We start from the raw sequence: 13,362 nt of genomic DNA, 5'->3' as shown, positions 1-13,362 counted from the left end.
CGGGGCCCACCGGGCTCCTTCGACCATGGAAGGGACACCATGGCACCCACCGCACGTCGTTCCCCGCGCCGCCGCACACTCCTCGGCTCCGCCCTCGCCGGCGGCGCACTGCTCGCCCTCGCCTCCTCCCCCGCACAGGCGGCCATCTGGTCCTCCTCCGACCAGTGGGGCAACTACACCACCTCCGACGGCTACACCCTCTACAACAACATCTGGGGCTCGGGCGCGGGCGCACAGACGATCTGGGCCAACTCCTCGTCGAACTGGGGCGTCTGGGCCGACCACCCGAACACGGGCGGCATCAAGTCCTACCCGAACGCGAAGAAGGTCGTGAACAAGTCGATCAGTTCACTGTCCTCCCTCACCAGCAGCTACAACGTGACGGTGCCGTCGTCGGGCGCCTACAACACCTCGTACGACATCTGGGACAGCGACTACGACTACGAGGTCATGCTCTGGGTCAACTACAACGGTGCCGTCGGACCGCTCGGCACCTCGCAGGGCGACGTCACCCTGGGCGGACACACCTGGACCGTCTACAAGGGCAACAACGGGGCCAACGAGGTCTACTCGTTCCTGCGCACCTCGGACTCGACGTCCGGCACCGTGAACATCCTGCCGATCCTCAAGTGGATCAAGGACACCAAGGGCTGGTGGGGCGACGAGACCATCGGTGACGTGCAGTTCGGCTACGAGATTACGTCGTCGGCCGGCGGTCTGGACTTCACCACCAACAGCTTCAACGTCTCCAGCGGCTGATCCCGCACGCCGAAGGACGCGCGGCTCAGGCTCCGGCGGGCGCCTGGGCCGCGCTCTCGCGCACCGTCAACTCCGGTGCGATCAGGGCGACTTCCTCACCCGAACCGCGCCCCTCGATCTGCGCGATGACCTGCTCGACGGCACGCCGCCCCATCTCCTGCGCGGGCACCGCGACCGAGGTGAGGGGCACCGACGCATGCGCGGCGACCTGCTCGGGGCAGACCGCGACGACGGAGACGTCCTCGGGGACGGCGCGGCCCGACTGGCGCAGCAGGGCGAGCAGCGGGTCGGTGGCGGCCTCGTTCTGCACGACGAACGCGGTCGTGCCGGGGCGCTCGTCGAAAACCCGCGACAACGTCGCCGAGACCGAGGCGTAGCTGCCTTCGCAGGGCCGGTGGAGCAGCCGCAGGCCCAGCTCGGCGCTCCGCTCCCGCAGACCCGTCAGAGTCCGCTCGGCGAATCCGGTGTGCCGCTCGTACACGGCGGCGGCCTCGCCGATGACGGCGATCTCACGGTGCCCGAGGTCTGCCAGGTGCTCGGCGCACACCGCCCCGGCGGCGGCGAAGTCGAGGTCCACACAATTCAGTCCGGCGGTGTCGGAGGGCAGGCCGATGAGGACGGCGGGCCGGTTCGCGGCCCGCAGCAGCGGCAGCCGCTCGTCGTCCAGCTCGACGTCCATCACGATCATGGCGTCGGCGAGCGCGCTGCCTTCTATCCGGCGCACCGCCTCGGCACCCTCCTCGCCGGTGAGCAACAGGATGTCGTAGCCATGGGTACGGGCGGCGGTGGCGACGGCCATCGCGATCTCCATCATCACCGGCACGTACATGTCGGTGCGCAGCGGCACCATCAGGGCGATGATGTTCGACCTGCTGCTGGCCAGTGCCCGCGCGCCCGCGTTCGGGTGGTATCCCAGCGTGCGCACGCTGCTCTCGACGCGCTCGCGGGTGGCCGCGGAGATGGACCGCTTGCCGCTGAGAACGTAGCTCACGGTACTGGCGGAGACTCCGGCGTGCCGGGCGACCTCTGCGAGCGTGACCATGTCGTTCTCCTGAGCCGTGACGAGGGGACGCCGAAGCGAAGCGCTTCGACGGGCGCTGGTTGCCCGTGACCGTTCGACCTGTCGACCCTATGGGGATCAACAGCCACCTGTCCATAAGTCCGTCGAAGCGCTTCGACAGAGTGGGGCTGCCGCATGACCTCCACACAGGATAGTGACAGGCGCCATGGCCGCGCAGGCGCGGCTCAGGCCAGGTCACCGAACACCCCCCACGCGCACAACGGGGCGTCGCCGTCGTCGAGTTCACGGCCGCCCGCCGCGGCCGGCCGAATGCCGAGCCCGTTCGCGGGCACACGGAGGCATACCCACCCCGTCACCTACAGGGAAGGACCGCCACTCTTCAGCACGGCCAAGGTCATGACACATGGACTCGCGGCGGACTCGCTACTTGCGCAGCACTACGTCGACAGTTCCACCACAACCACCATCAGCAAGGCCGTCGCCATGCTGCCGGCCTGCGGTGGCCCGCGCGTTCGCCGGGCGAGCGCCGCGGCTGCGGCCCTCACACCCCGCCCGACCGTGTGACCCTCCGAGGCATGGGTACTAAACAGACAAAACAGGCGGTATGCGCGCGTCCGAGTTCCTGCCGCAAACAGGTCGGCCTCGTGAGAACGGAGGGTGAAGTGACGGGACGCCGTCAAACATGACAGAGGAGAGTGAGACAGATGACGCGCTCGGTCGGCATCGATCTCGGCACGACGAACTCGGTGGTCTCGGTCCTCGAGGGCGGTGAGCCCACCGTCATCACCAATACGGAAGGGGCCAGGACGACCCCCTCGGTCGTGGCCTTCGCCAAGAGCGGCGAAGTACTCGTCGGAGAAGTGGCCAAACGACAGGCCGTGACGAACGTGGAGCGCACCGCGCGCTCCGTGAAACGACACATGGGAGACCACAGCTGGCGGTTTCCGGAGAACGCGGACATCGACGGAAAGCGGTACAGCTCCCAGGAGATCTCCGCGCGTGTGCTGCAGAAGCTGAAGCGGGACGCGGAGGCCTACCTCGGTGAGGATGTCACCGATGCGGTGGTCACCGTTCCGGCGTACTTCGACGACACCCAGAGGCAGGCGACGAAGGAGGCCGGCGAGATCGCCGGTCTGAACGTCCTGCGCATCGTCAACGAGCCGACGGCCGCGGCATTGGCCTACGGGTTGGACAAGGAGAACGACCAGACCGTACTGGTCTTCGACCTGGGTGGCGGCACCTTCGACGTGTCGCTGCTGGAGATGGGCGAGGGCGTCATCGAGGTGAAGGCCACCAACGGCGACACCAACCTCGGTGGTGACGACTGGGACCAGCGCGTCGTCGACTACCTGGTCAAGCAGTTCAAGAACGGCCACGGCGTGGACCTGTCCAAGGACAAGATGGCGGTGCAGCGCCTGCGGGAGACCGCCGAGAAGGCGAAGATCGAGCTCTCGTCCTCGACCGAGACCACGATCAACCTGCCCTACATCACGGCGTCCGCCGAGGGCCCGCTGCACCTGGACGAGAAGCTCACGCGCGCCCAGTTCCAGCAGCTCACGTCCGACCTCCTGGAGCGCTGCAAGACGCCGTTCCACAACGCGATCAAGGATGCCGGCGTCAAGCTGTCGGACATCAACCACGTGATCCTCGTGGGCGGCTCCACGCGTATGCCGGCCGTGACCGAGCTGGTCCGCGAGCTCACGGGCAAAGACCCGAACAAGGGCGTGAACCCGGACGAGGTCGTCGCCATCGGCGCCGCCCTGCAGGCCGGTGTCCTCAAGGGCGAGGTCAAGGACATTCTGCTCCTCGACGTGACCCCGCTGTCCCTCGGCATCGAGACCAAGGGAGGGATCATGACGAAGCTCATCGAGCGCAATACCACGATCCCGACCAAGCGTTCCGAGATCTTCACGACGGCCGACGACAACCAGCCGTCCGTGCAGATCCAGGTCTTCCAGGGCGAGCGCGAGATCGCGGCGTACAACAAGAAGCTCGGAATGTTCGAGCTCACCGGTCTGCCGCCGGCCCCGCGCGGTGTCCCGCAGATCGAGGTCGCCTTCGACATCGACGCCAACGGCATCATGCACGTGACCGCGAAGGACCTGGGCACGGGCAAGGAACAGAAGATGACCGTCACCGGCGGATCCGCCCTGCCGAAGGACGACATCAACCGTATGGTCCACGAAGCTGAGAAGCACGCCGAGGAGGACCACCGCCGCCGCGAGGCCGCTGAGACCCGTAACCAGGGCGAGCAGCTCGTCTACCAGACGGAGAGGTTCCTCAAGGACAACGCGGACAAGGTCCCCGGCGAGATCAAGACCGAGGTCGAGGAGTCGCTCGCCGAACTGAAGGAGAAGCTCAAGAGCGAGTCCGCCGAGGGCGACAACACGGCCGAGATCCGCACCGCCACCGAGAAGGTCGCCGCCGTCTCGCAGAAGCTGGGCCAGGCCATCTATGCCCAGGCGCAGGGCGCGCAGGCCACGGGCGGTCCCGAGGCCGGAGCCCCGGGCGACGGACAGAAGACCGCTGACGACGACGTCGTCGACGCCGAGATCGTCGACGACGACAAGCCCGAGGCGGGCTGACCATGGAGAAGGAACGACTGCCGGTCACAGACCTCTCACTGCGGCGCCTGCTCGAGGAACGCACGGCCGACCTGCAGCGAGTGAAGGCTGAGTACGACAACTACCGCAAGCAGGTACGGCGGGATCGCATGGCCGTGCGGGAGATCGCCGTCGCCAACGTTCTTCGCGCGTTGCTTCCCGTACTGGATGCCGTGGACCGCACGTGCCGGCACGAGCCGATCACGCCAGGTCTCAACGACATCGCCGACACGCTGCGAACCCAGCTCGGCTCGCTGGGCCTTCAGTCCTTCGGCGAGAAGGGCGACACGTTCGACCCCGCCTTCCACGACGCCGTGGCCCATCATGTCTCCTCGGACGCTGAGCAGTTGGTCTGTTCCCAGATACTCTGCCTCGGGTACCGAGTCGGTGAGCACCTGCTGCGCCCGGCCCACGTGGAGGTCGTCGGACCGCCTCGCCCCGAAGGGAATCCTCACCTCGGGTACGACACAGAGATCTGAGCCGATTCGGATCGGATGGGGCGACAGCACGTCATGCTGCCGGTCTCACTGCGCACGGCTCACGGTTCCCATTCTGCTCGTCCACATCGATCACCCCGGTGCCGTCGCTCTGGGCGACCCAGTCGCGGCTTCCTGATGCACATCCCCCAAGCTGTTCCACAGACTCCCGGTGGTAACTCGCGTACAACGAGGAGACCTTGACCATTCGACTGCCTGTTGAGACCCAGATTGGTGGCCCGCCTGGGAGATGGAGGCGGTCGGAGGGCTCGCCGAGGCCAGGCCGCTGTCGCTGTTGCTCTCGCTCTCGCACAAGGGTGGGGCACGTTCGGGGCCGGGGGACATGAGGGCCGTGGTGGCAGAGGAGCGGGAGGTTCTGATTGGGTAGATGCTCCGGCGCCACACGAGAAAGTTGTCCGACATGACATTGCCTAGTGAGCTGACCGAGGTTCTGGGCGGCCCGGCCATCTGTTTCCTGACGACGCTCATGCCGGACGGTTCGCCGCAGATCACCCAGACCTGGGTCGACACCGATGGCGACCATGTGGTCATCAATACGGTGACCACTCATCAGAAGATGAAGAACATCAACCGTGATCCGCGCGTCGCCGTTGCCGTCGCAGATCCGGCGGAGCCCTCCCGCTACTGGGCGATCCGCGGCCGTGTCCTTTCGTCCACGACCGAGGGCGCCGAGTCGCACATCGACAAGGTGGCGCACAAGTACCTCGGCGGGCCCTATCCCTGGTTCGGCGGGCGCGACCAGCAGCGCGTCATGCTGACCATCAGCGCCGACAAGGTTCACTCGCCTCACGGCTGAGCGGCTGAGCGGCTGAGCGGCTGACGGACCTCGTCCGTCCTCCTCGTCGCAATGACACGGCGTTCACCACTGCCTGATCGAACTGACCCATGCCTGCATCCCTCTGCATCCCGCCCGAGTCATTGGTCCCCCCGGATCGAGTGGCCTCAGACGGAGGCGGCTGTCCTGTCCTGTCCTTGTGACGGTCCGAAGGAGCCGGCGGGACGTTGGCCATCCCAGATCGCGTTCAGGCCGTCGTTCCAGCCCCTCCGAAGCCAGTGAACGCCCCGTTCGGTGCGCCGGGCACCTGTCCACGCGCCAATGGGCGTACTTGCAGCGGGGCACCTTCAGCCGACGGCAGTACGGGCACCGAGCCGACGTGCCGGGCCGCGGGTGACTGAGCGCAGACAGCAGTGACCGGCCGGGGGCCTCTCGCGTGACAGAAAGCCACGGAGGGCGGCCACCGGCCGGTGTCTGCGCTAGGAACTACCGGGACGATACCGTCGGGTCGATGCCCTGCTTGCCCGTACCGCCTGCGTGCTCGCTCTGCTCCTTGAGCTGACGGGCCTTGTCCTTCAGACGCTGACGCTCCTGCGGGTCAGTGGCGCGTTCCGCGGCCTGTTCGAGGTCCCGGGCCTGAGCACGCATCTGCTGGGTACGACCGGACTCGCCTGCAACGCTCATGATCACTCCTTGGGTGATGGGGAAGAGCGGGCCCCATCAGAAAAACAGGGCTCGTCACCCCCTGCATCTCCAACGGTCACCCACCGCTATCTGCGCAGTTGGGAACGCTCTCGCGGAACGACGGCACAGCCCGGGGAGTGGTGACCAGCTACTTGATGAGGGGCTGACGCGGCCGTAACGGGCCATCCCCGCATCCAGAGATTGTCGGTGGAGTGCACCGATGAGCCGCGCCCTCGACGACATGCAGCGTCCGACGTCTCCATGACAAGACTGCTCCCGTTGCACCTATGGACGAGCTCGACATGGCGGCATTGCGGGAGTCACCATCCGACCGACCCCCCAGCAGAGGCGGAGCTGTCGAACGCCCTGAGCCCAGTGCCGGGTGAGCCGCCTCAGCTGATCCCATAAATTGGCAATGACTCGTGAAGGGCCGGCCTGCGGCGCTAACCTGCTATGTCGTGCAGGAGACACGCCTCGACACTGCTCGGATCCGGGCGGCTCGCCGGGTATTCGACCCGATCTTTCTCGACACCCCGCTGTACCGCTGCGAAGCGCTGGAGACCGGCCTCGGGTGCACAGTGAGCATCAAACTCGAGACGGCGAACCCGATCCGCAGCTTCAAGGCCCGCGGCACCGAAGTGGTCGCGAACCTGCTCGCCGACAGTGGCTCGCGAGCCGCCGTGTGTGCCAGCGCGGGCAACCTTGGCCAAGCCCTCGCCTGGTCCAGTCGCAGCCGCGGGATCGACGTCACGGTCGTGGCGTCCCGCTTCGCGACCGTGGCCAAGCTCGATCGCATCCGCGCGCTGGGCGCACGGCTGGAATTGGTGGACGGCGACCATGAGACGGCTCGCGAGCGGGCGGCGGCCATCGCACAGTACGACGGCATCCGGCTGGTCGAAGACAGCCTGGACATCGAGACCTGCGAGGGCGCGGCGACCATCGGCCTGGAACTCATGGACACCGCCCCGGCGTTCGACACCGTTCTGATCGCTCTCGGCGGCGGGGCGCTGGCTACCGGTGTGGGGCATGTGGTGAAGGCCTTGGCACCCGGAGTCGAGGTGATCTGCGTCCAGCCCCTCGGCGCACCGGCGATGACATACTCCTGGCGCCAACGCCGCGTCGTCACCACCGACTCGACCAACACCATCGCCGACGGCGTCGCCGGCCGGTACCCCATCCCGGCCGTCCTGAACGACCTTCTCCTGGTCGCTGACGACGCCGTCCTGGTCCAGGAGGCATCCATCATCGCCGGTATGCGGATGCTCCTCACGCACGCCGGCCTCATCGTCGAACCGTCGGCCGCACTCGGTATCGCAGCGATCCTCGAAGACCCCGACCGCTTCGCCGGCCGACACGTAGTCACCATCGTGTGCGGCAGCAACGTCGACGTAGACGCCTATCAACGCTGGGTTGGCGCCGCTCCCGTCCGCAGGTCTTGACCGCTGATCACTCCTCTCCGGATTTCGGGTTCTGAATTCCGAATTCCGAAACACAGCGAGTGACATCGAGGGGCTCGGGGCGTGCAGATCAATAGCGTGCGGCTTGCAGGAAGTGAACTACGTTCAAGGCGTTGTCCGTTGGCGTGTTGTTCTTCTGCGAGCCCTGACGGCCTACGGAGCGATGGACAGTGACGCCAGGTCGGTCAGGGCCACGAGACGTTGAGCGGCAGATCTCGGTGGAAGACGACCATGGCCTGACCTGGGCCGTTGTAGTCGTCGACGATCTTCGCATCGAAGCCGAGACTGCGGTGGAAGGCGATCGAGCCCGTGTTCTCGGTCGATGTGATCGCCTTCAACCGCTGGGCACCGAGACGTTCTGCTGCTTCAGCGAACGCCGTGTACAGACGACGCCCCAGACCGGTGCCACGGGCGTCGTCCCGTGTGGCGATCAGATGCACGTACCCGGTGCCGTCCGGGGTGACGAACCCGAAGATGTACCCACGGATTCCGTCCTCGGCACGGGCCATCAAAGAGGTGGAACCGAACTCCTGCACCAGTGCTGCGAGGTGCAGCGACCGAAGATCGCGTTCGCCCCAGTAGCGGGGGTGATCGGTCAGGACCTGGTGGAAGTCTGCCATCCCGGCTGGTGCGATGTGAATGTCCATGATGGCGATCATGGCAGGCTTCTCAGCCGTTTCGGGCGAAGGTCCTCAACAGGGGAAGGCCCGCACGGATTGGGCGAGTTGTGAAGACTTCTCACTCCTCTGGACGCTTCCGTTCGCTCCAGGCTCACAACCGAGCAGGGCGTGGTCGGGTGGACCGGCAAGAGGATCTTGGTCACCTCGCTCACCATCCCATGTCGGTGTAGAGCTGGCCGGCTTGGCTTTCCTCGATGGCCGCGCAGGTGTAGCGGACGATCGGATTCGGGAGGTTCCGAGGGGGCCACCATGCCCAGGCGACGCACGCGTCGACTTCCCGGACCTGCGCGGTGCGCCTTCCAGCTGCCCAATGGGCTGCTCGTGACAGGGCGCCGGGCCGCGTACCGACGGATCAGATCGCCGGGTCCCGGACTCAGGCGCAAACGGTCCAGCGTGTCGGGGGTGAAGCCGAGCTGATCCGAACCCTTCCTGTAGGACCGAGCTGCCGCTGCGGCAGGCTCCCCGGGGCACCAGCGGTGGCTGGCGGCTGCTCGGTCGGCTCGCCTTGGCGCCTTCCTGATATGCACCCCTGACGCCACGCTCGTCAAACACACTGCCGCACCACGCACGCGAGACAGCGGACAGTCGTGGCGCCCCATGACGTCGTTGCCACGGCCGGAACGGTCGCAACTCGCAGGCGTCGTTGACTGTGGGGATAATGATGACCATCCATCGCCCCAGACGCCGAGCCGCTCCAGCGAGCGGCCGGACCGGAAGGAGCGGCATGAGACAGCACAGACTGGCCACTCTGGGCGCGGCACTGTGTACGGCCGCAGCAGTGGGCATGGCGATGCCACCTGTCGCCGCAGCCGACCCGCATCAGTGTTCCTACCTCCCCTCGGCGTCTCGGCCCACGGTGATGTACGGGGACAGCGGTGTGGGGGTAAAACAGGCGCAGTGCTTGAGCAACGCGTGGGGAGGCGAGCCGCCCAAGCTCACCGCAAACGGGGTCTATGACTCGGTCATGCTGAAGAAGATCAAGTGGATCCAGGGCTGCCACGGTCTCCGGGCGAGCGGCATCATCGAGGGCCGAACCTGGCAAGTGCTCTACCACCCGGCCTTGGACTGCTACAACCCCTATCCAGCCTGAGCGACCGATCACCCCCGCCCCGAACGAGCGAAGACATCGCGAAGCGTGCAGGGTCCGTGCTGTGCCCAGCCGCCACCGCATGGCCGTCAGTCTTCACACACCGAGGATCAGCGGCGGTCGCGGCCTTCCCACAGACGGTCACCCGGCAAGATCGCGTGCACCAGGTCGCGCTGATACCAGGTGCCTGGCTCACCGCCGAGGTGGGCCGGGTCGGCGGGGCCGGCGGCTACGAACCCGGCTTTGGTCGTGACCTTTGGGACGCGGCGTTCCGGCGTACGGTGGCAGCTCGCAGTGTGCGCAACCGGTACTGGGCCGCCGCCAGTTGGCACAGCTCCCGGACGGTTGTGTGGTCGCCACGCCTCGGCCGGCGACGTGCTGCGCGACCCGGTAGTCGGGTTCCGCGGTGTGGTCTTCATTGTCAACCGGATGGAATCTGCCGAGTACGCGGGCCGTCCTCGACGACGAGCACATGGAAGGCGCAGACGCCAGCCGCCTGTTCAGCCGCAAAGCGTTGTACCGGTCGGTGAACTGGTCGAAGAAGTCGTCGCCTCGGTCGGGGACCGAGGCAGCGAAGTAGGCGCGGTTCGCCAGCTAGAAGGCCAGGACCGCCGGGGCAGGCGCGGCATGCAGCCGCCGCAACTCGAACCTTGCCCGAATCTCAGATGGTGCGCCGAGGCCATCTTGCTTCCTCTGGCAGCAGACAGCCCCAAGCAGGCTGAATGAAGCAGAAGAGTCAAGGCAACCCTCACCGGGGGCACGAACATGTGCCTCAGGACCGACACGCCGCATCGCAAGCCAGGTGCGGCTTCCGGCACGCGCAGCCTGGAGAGTGGGTGCGGCACGACGAAACACCGGCCCCGACGCGCCCTCGAAGGGACGCGTCGGGGCCGGCTCCGGTTCGGATCGCCCCCCTATGGGCGGGTGCCGGCGTCAGCCACGGTGTCCGCGGTGGCACTCCAGGTGGGCGGGGCGCCAGACGCGGGTCCACTGGCCGGGGTGCCAGCGGTGGTGCCGGTCCCGGAACGCCGGCTGCCACTGCCGTGCCCAGTGGCCGGCCACCTTCACGCAGTGGTGCGACGCCGCCGGCGGGCGGTGGTCCTGCGGAGCGGCCGACGCGGTGCCGACCGTGCCGACGACCGCGCCCGCGGCCAGCGCCACCGTCGCCGCCCCCAGGGCCGCGGCCCTCTTCATCCCGATGATCATGTTCAGACCTTTCCGTACGAACCGGGGCTGACGCCCCGGCACCGCCCGGACCGTTCGGCCGGGCACGCACTGATACTCACCCTCCGACCCGGCCAAATCGCCGCAGAACACTGCCTCTCAGGAAATGCAGATCTATTTCTCATTTGGCTTAAATAGTCATATCTACACGTCAAAGATGTAGTCGTCGATGTAGCCCCTCGCACGCCGTCGCCCCCCCCCACACACACATGCACCATCACTCGCGGGCCGCGGCACAGGTGCCCCACCTTGATGCGATCGGCCGCCGCCGAGAACCACACCATGCGGCCCCCGGAGTCCCACCTGTAGAGCACGGTCGCCAGGTGGGGGTGGCAGCAACTGCGTCTGACGGTGAGAAGCACGCCGAACCCCCGCTTGCCGAGCAGCACGGAGAGGGTCTCGTCGAGCAGTGGGCGAGGTGCTGGTCCTTGAGGAAGACCTCACATCGAGCAAGACCACACATCGGCGTACCGGACGGCGCAAACAGTGCCGCGATCACGGACCGGACACTGACCCGCTACCAGCGAGCAATCGCCCACCGCGCCGGCGCCTGCCACCCGGCCTGACCGGGCGCTCCACACGGCCTGCGCACGGTCGCATGCTCCGCCCTGCCGGAAAGGCGGATAGTCCAGCATCAGCCGAGCGGGCGGGATCAAGGCATGCGTACCGAGGCCAGCGGGACAATTCAGTGTCGCCCAGGGGCCCGCCTCCGGGACACCGACGACGAGGGCTCCACATGACACGCCGGCCATCGGTCTGTGACTGGTGGCGCAACTGAAGGGGGACATGGTGGACATGGTCGCTACGCGCTGCGCGAGGCCGGATTCGGGGCGCTGTCCAGCAACGACCAGCGCCCCGCAATGTGTTGCGCCTTCGGGGTCAAGCCCGCGCAGGAGCCGGAGTCGCTCACAGCACCCGAGCGGCTGCGTGCTGTCGGGTTCTTCCAGCAATGCCCTCAGAAGGCCACCATCCCCGGCTATCCGCGGGCGGTGATGCCACCGGAACCGAAGCTGAGATCGCTCGCCCCGGATCCGACGTTGATACCACCGGTGCCGACACCCATGGTTCTGTCTGCCCCGACGCCGGCGAAGCCGCCGGACATGCTCACACGACTGGGACCGACCGGGTTGGGCTGTACGGAGATGCGTGCGGGGACCGTGTGCACGGAGACCTGTGGTGGCCCGGTCCGTGCCGACATCTGCCGCGGCGTGGTCGGTGTGGTGCGTGGCGCCGTGATGGTGACGCGCGGCGGTGTCTTCGGCAGGATGCCGTGGATACGGTTGTGGTCGACGTTGAATCGGTGGGCTCGGCGGAATTCGACGTGCTTGACGAAGTGGTGCCGGAAGGAGAAGTCGTCGTGCCGGCGGACGTCACACCGCACGATCTTGCGGACGACGATGACTCGACCGTGGTCCTTCTTCACGATGATGACGACCGTCCGGTGGCCGAAGCGGCAGAATTCGTGTCCTCGCTCGACGACCACGATCACCCGGTGCCCATAGGGGGCCGGGGTGGCGGCGGCCGGACCGGCCAGGGCGACACCGGCGGTACCCGCGATGGCGCTCGCCACCACGACGGCGGCACCGCGACGAAGGATGGGGGCGCTCATGATTGCGGCCCTCCTTAGTTGAACATACGGGTAGAGGAATCGCTGTAGAGGAATAGCTGTAGAGGATTATGAGACGTAATAGCCGGGCGCGCCTCAGCCGTCTCGTCACCGAGGGGAATTTCGTCCCACCGCGGGGGGCTTGGTTCGGACCTTCCGGCCACTCATCCCACCGCGCAGGGGACTTGGGCCGTGGCCCGTATTGGGTGTGTCTATGGATATACGCCGCTGCCACGAAATAAGTTCATGATTCATCCGCACCAAAAAAATGAAGTCGGCCCGGCTTCGTGGCCGATCATGAACCGTTTGCCGGCCTGTCCCGTATACCTCACATGAATCCGACTCGTCGGCTCGGGCGGACGCCCAGCGGCTCCAGCCCAACAGTCCCCGTCGGCGTCCACGTCCCCGTCGGGAGCCCACCCGCAGGTGCCTGCGTGGCGTTCGGCCTGCCGTCGGCGGTTCCTTGCCAGGAGGTCTGTGATGTCTTCCCGTTCCGCCGCCACGGCGTCGGCAGGGGTTGCCGTCTGCTGCGCGCTGCTCAGCGCCGTGGTCCACCTCGTCATCGCCCCCGAGCACCTTGCGGAGACGCTGTACATAGGAATCTTGTTCATCGTCGGCGGCGTGGCACTGCTCGTCACTGCCGGCGCCCTGGCGCTATGGAACTCCGTAACGGCATGGTGGGCCGGCGCCCTGCTCAGCGGCGGCATGATTCTCGGCTTCGCCCTCTCGCGCACCATCGGGCTGCCCGGTTACCACGAACAGGGCTGGGACCCTCCGTACGGAGTTTTGTCGATCATCGCTCAAGGCATGTACTTGGTCGCCTTCTGCGTCTGGTACGGCACTCGGCCGGCGCACGCCCCCTCCGCCGCGTTCCGCAGCAAGGTGCCTGCGGGCAGATGACCGGATGGATGTCCTCGCCGCAGGAACCGAAGGTGACGTCCGCCGGCGCCGTCAGGGACACCGCCTCGG

14 protein-coding genes and 1 pseudogene are annotated in these 13,362 nt (G+C 67.0%); 8 read left to right on the top strand and 7 right to left on the bottom strand.

Annotated features, from left to right (window positions below; translation table 11 throughout):
* Nucleotides 1–39: 39 nt before the first annotated feature.
* The gene (locus ACFC96_RS38635) at nucleotides 40–759 is read left to right on the top strand and encodes a hypothetical protein (RefSeq protein ID WP_376616930.1); all 720 of its coding nucleotides are present in this window, start codon (nucleotides 40–42) and stop codon (nucleotides 757–759) included.
* 25 nt (nucleotides 760–784) lie between these two features.
* Here ACFC96_RS38635 and ACFC96_RS38630 read toward each other — a convergent pair whose 3' ends face one another.
* Nucleotides 785–1,801 (bottom strand): LacI family DNA-binding transcriptional regulator, encoded by a 1,017-nt coding sequence (locus tag ACFC96_RS38630; protein ID WP_376616928.1) that lies wholly within the window; start codon nucleotides 1,799–1,801, stop codon nucleotides 785–787.
* A 375-nt stretch (nucleotides 1,802–2,176) separates the two neighbouring features.
* Here ACFC96_RS38630 and ACFC96_RS38625 point away from each other — a divergent pair, with 375 nt between their 5' ends.
* From ACFC96_RS38625 to ACFC96_RS38610, 4 genes are all read left to right on the top strand, one after another.
* Nucleotides 2,177–2,344 (top strand): hypothetical protein, encoded by a 168-nt coding sequence (locus ACFC96_RS38625; RefSeq protein WP_376616926.1) that lies wholly within the window; start codon nucleotides 2,177–2,179, stop codon nucleotides 2,342–2,344.
* Between the two features lie 140 nt (nucleotides 2,345–2,484).
* A complete protein-coding gene (gene dnaK / locus ACFC96_RS38620) occupies nucleotides 2,485–4,365 on the top strand; it encodes a molecular chaperone DnaK (RefSeq protein ID WP_376616924.1) in 1,881 nt (626 codons plus the stop codon).
* A 2-nt stretch (nucleotides 4,366–4,367) separates the two neighbouring features.
* Nucleotides 4,368–4,862, top strand: coding sequence for a nucleotide exchange factor GrpE (gene grpE / locus ACFC96_RS38615; RefSeq protein ID WP_376227456.1), 495 nt, complete (start codon nucleotides 4,368–4,370; stop codon nucleotides 4,860–4,862).
* Nucleotides 4,863–5,280: 418 nt separating this feature from the next.
* On the top strand, nucleotides 5,281–5,676 hold the full coding sequence (locus ACFC96_RS38610; protein WP_376227455.1) for a PPOX class F420-dependent oxidoreductase: 396 nt from the start codon (nucleotides 5,281–5,283) through the stop codon (nucleotides 5,674–5,676).
* Nucleotides 5,677–6,141: 465 nt separating this feature from the next.
* Here ACFC96_RS38610 and ACFC96_RS38605 read toward each other — a convergent pair whose 3' ends face one another.
* Complete coding sequence (locus tag ACFC96_RS38605) at nucleotides 6,142–6,339, bottom strand: DUF6381 family protein (protein ID WP_340459317.1); 198 nt, start codon at nucleotides 6,337–6,339, stop codon at nucleotides 6,142–6,144.
* A gap of 458 nt (nucleotides 6,340–6,797) precedes the next feature.
* On the opposite strand from ACFC96_RS38605, the gene ACFC96_RS38600 reads away from it, so the two are divergent.
* Nucleotides 6,798–7,778 carry a threonine/serine dehydratase gene (locus tag ACFC96_RS38600; protein ID WP_376617067.1) on the top strand — a complete coding sequence of 327 codons (981 nt, stop codon included), beginning with the start codon at nucleotides 6,798–6,800 and terminating at the stop codon, nucleotides 7,776–7,778.
* 203 nt (nucleotides 7,779–7,981) lie between these two features.
* On the opposite strand, the gene ACFC96_RS38595 is transcribed toward ACFC96_RS38600, so the two are convergent.
* Nucleotides 7,982–8,455 (bottom strand): GNAT family N-acetyltransferase, encoded by a 474-nt coding sequence (locus ACFC96_RS38595; protein WP_376259768.1) that lies wholly within the window; start codon nucleotides 8,453–8,455, stop codon nucleotides 7,982–7,984.
* Between the two features lie 745 nt (nucleotides 8,456–9,200).
* Between ACFC96_RS38595 and ACFC96_RS38590 the strand changes: the two genes are divergently transcribed.
* Entirely contained in the window at nucleotides 9,201–9,566 is a 366-nt protein-coding gene (locus ACFC96_RS38590; RefSeq protein WP_376616922.1) for a peptidoglycan-binding protein, read from the top strand.
* Nucleotides 9,567–9,673: 107 nt separating this feature from the next.
* Here the strand turns inward: ACFC96_RS38590 and ACFC96_RS38585 are convergent.
* The 4 genes and pseudogenes from ACFC96_RS38585 to ACFC96_RS38570 all read right to left on the bottom strand — a co-directional run bounded on the left by ACFC96_RS38585 (nucleotide 9,674) and on the right by ACFC96_RS38570 (nucleotide 12,396).
* Nucleotides 9,674–10,157 (bottom strand): annotated as a pseudogene (locus tag ACFC96_RS38585) (GNAT family N-acetyltransferase).
* A gap of 339 nt (nucleotides 10,158–10,496) precedes the next feature.
* Entirely contained in the window at nucleotides 10,497–10,757 is a 261-nt protein-coding gene (locus ACFC96_RS38580) for a hypothetical protein (RefSeq protein ID WP_376616920.1), read from the bottom strand.
* 14 nt (nucleotides 10,758–10,771) lie between these two features.
* Complete coding sequence (locus tag ACFC96_RS38575) at nucleotides 10,772–11,176, bottom strand: pyridoxamine 5'-phosphate oxidase family protein (protein WP_376616918.1); 405 nt, start codon at nucleotides 11,174–11,176, stop codon at nucleotides 10,772–10,774.
* Between the two features lie 587 nt (nucleotides 11,177–11,763).
* Nucleotides 11,764–12,396 carry a hypothetical protein gene (locus ACFC96_RS38570; protein WP_376616916.1) on the bottom strand — a complete coding sequence of 211 codons (633 nt, stop codon included), beginning with the start codon at nucleotides 12,394–12,396 and terminating at the stop codon, nucleotides 11,764–11,766.
* A 477-nt stretch (nucleotides 12,397–12,873) separates the two neighbouring features.
* Between ACFC96_RS38570 and ACFC96_RS38565 the strand changes: the two genes are divergently transcribed.
* Nucleotides 12,874–13,293 (top strand): hypothetical protein, encoded by a 420-nt coding sequence (locus tag ACFC96_RS38565; protein ID WP_376616914.1) that lies wholly within the window; start codon nucleotides 12,874–12,876, stop codon nucleotides 13,291–13,293.
* Nucleotides 13,294–13,362: the final 69 nt, after the last annotated feature.

The organism is Streptomyces sp. NPDC055955 (genome assembly GCF_042270245.1).
Lineage (GTDB): Bacteria > Actinomycetota > Actinomycetes > Streptomycetales > Streptomycetaceae > Streptomyces.
Note: the sequence above shows the minus strand (reverse complement) of the source record. Positions and strands in the feature narration are given on the sequence as shown.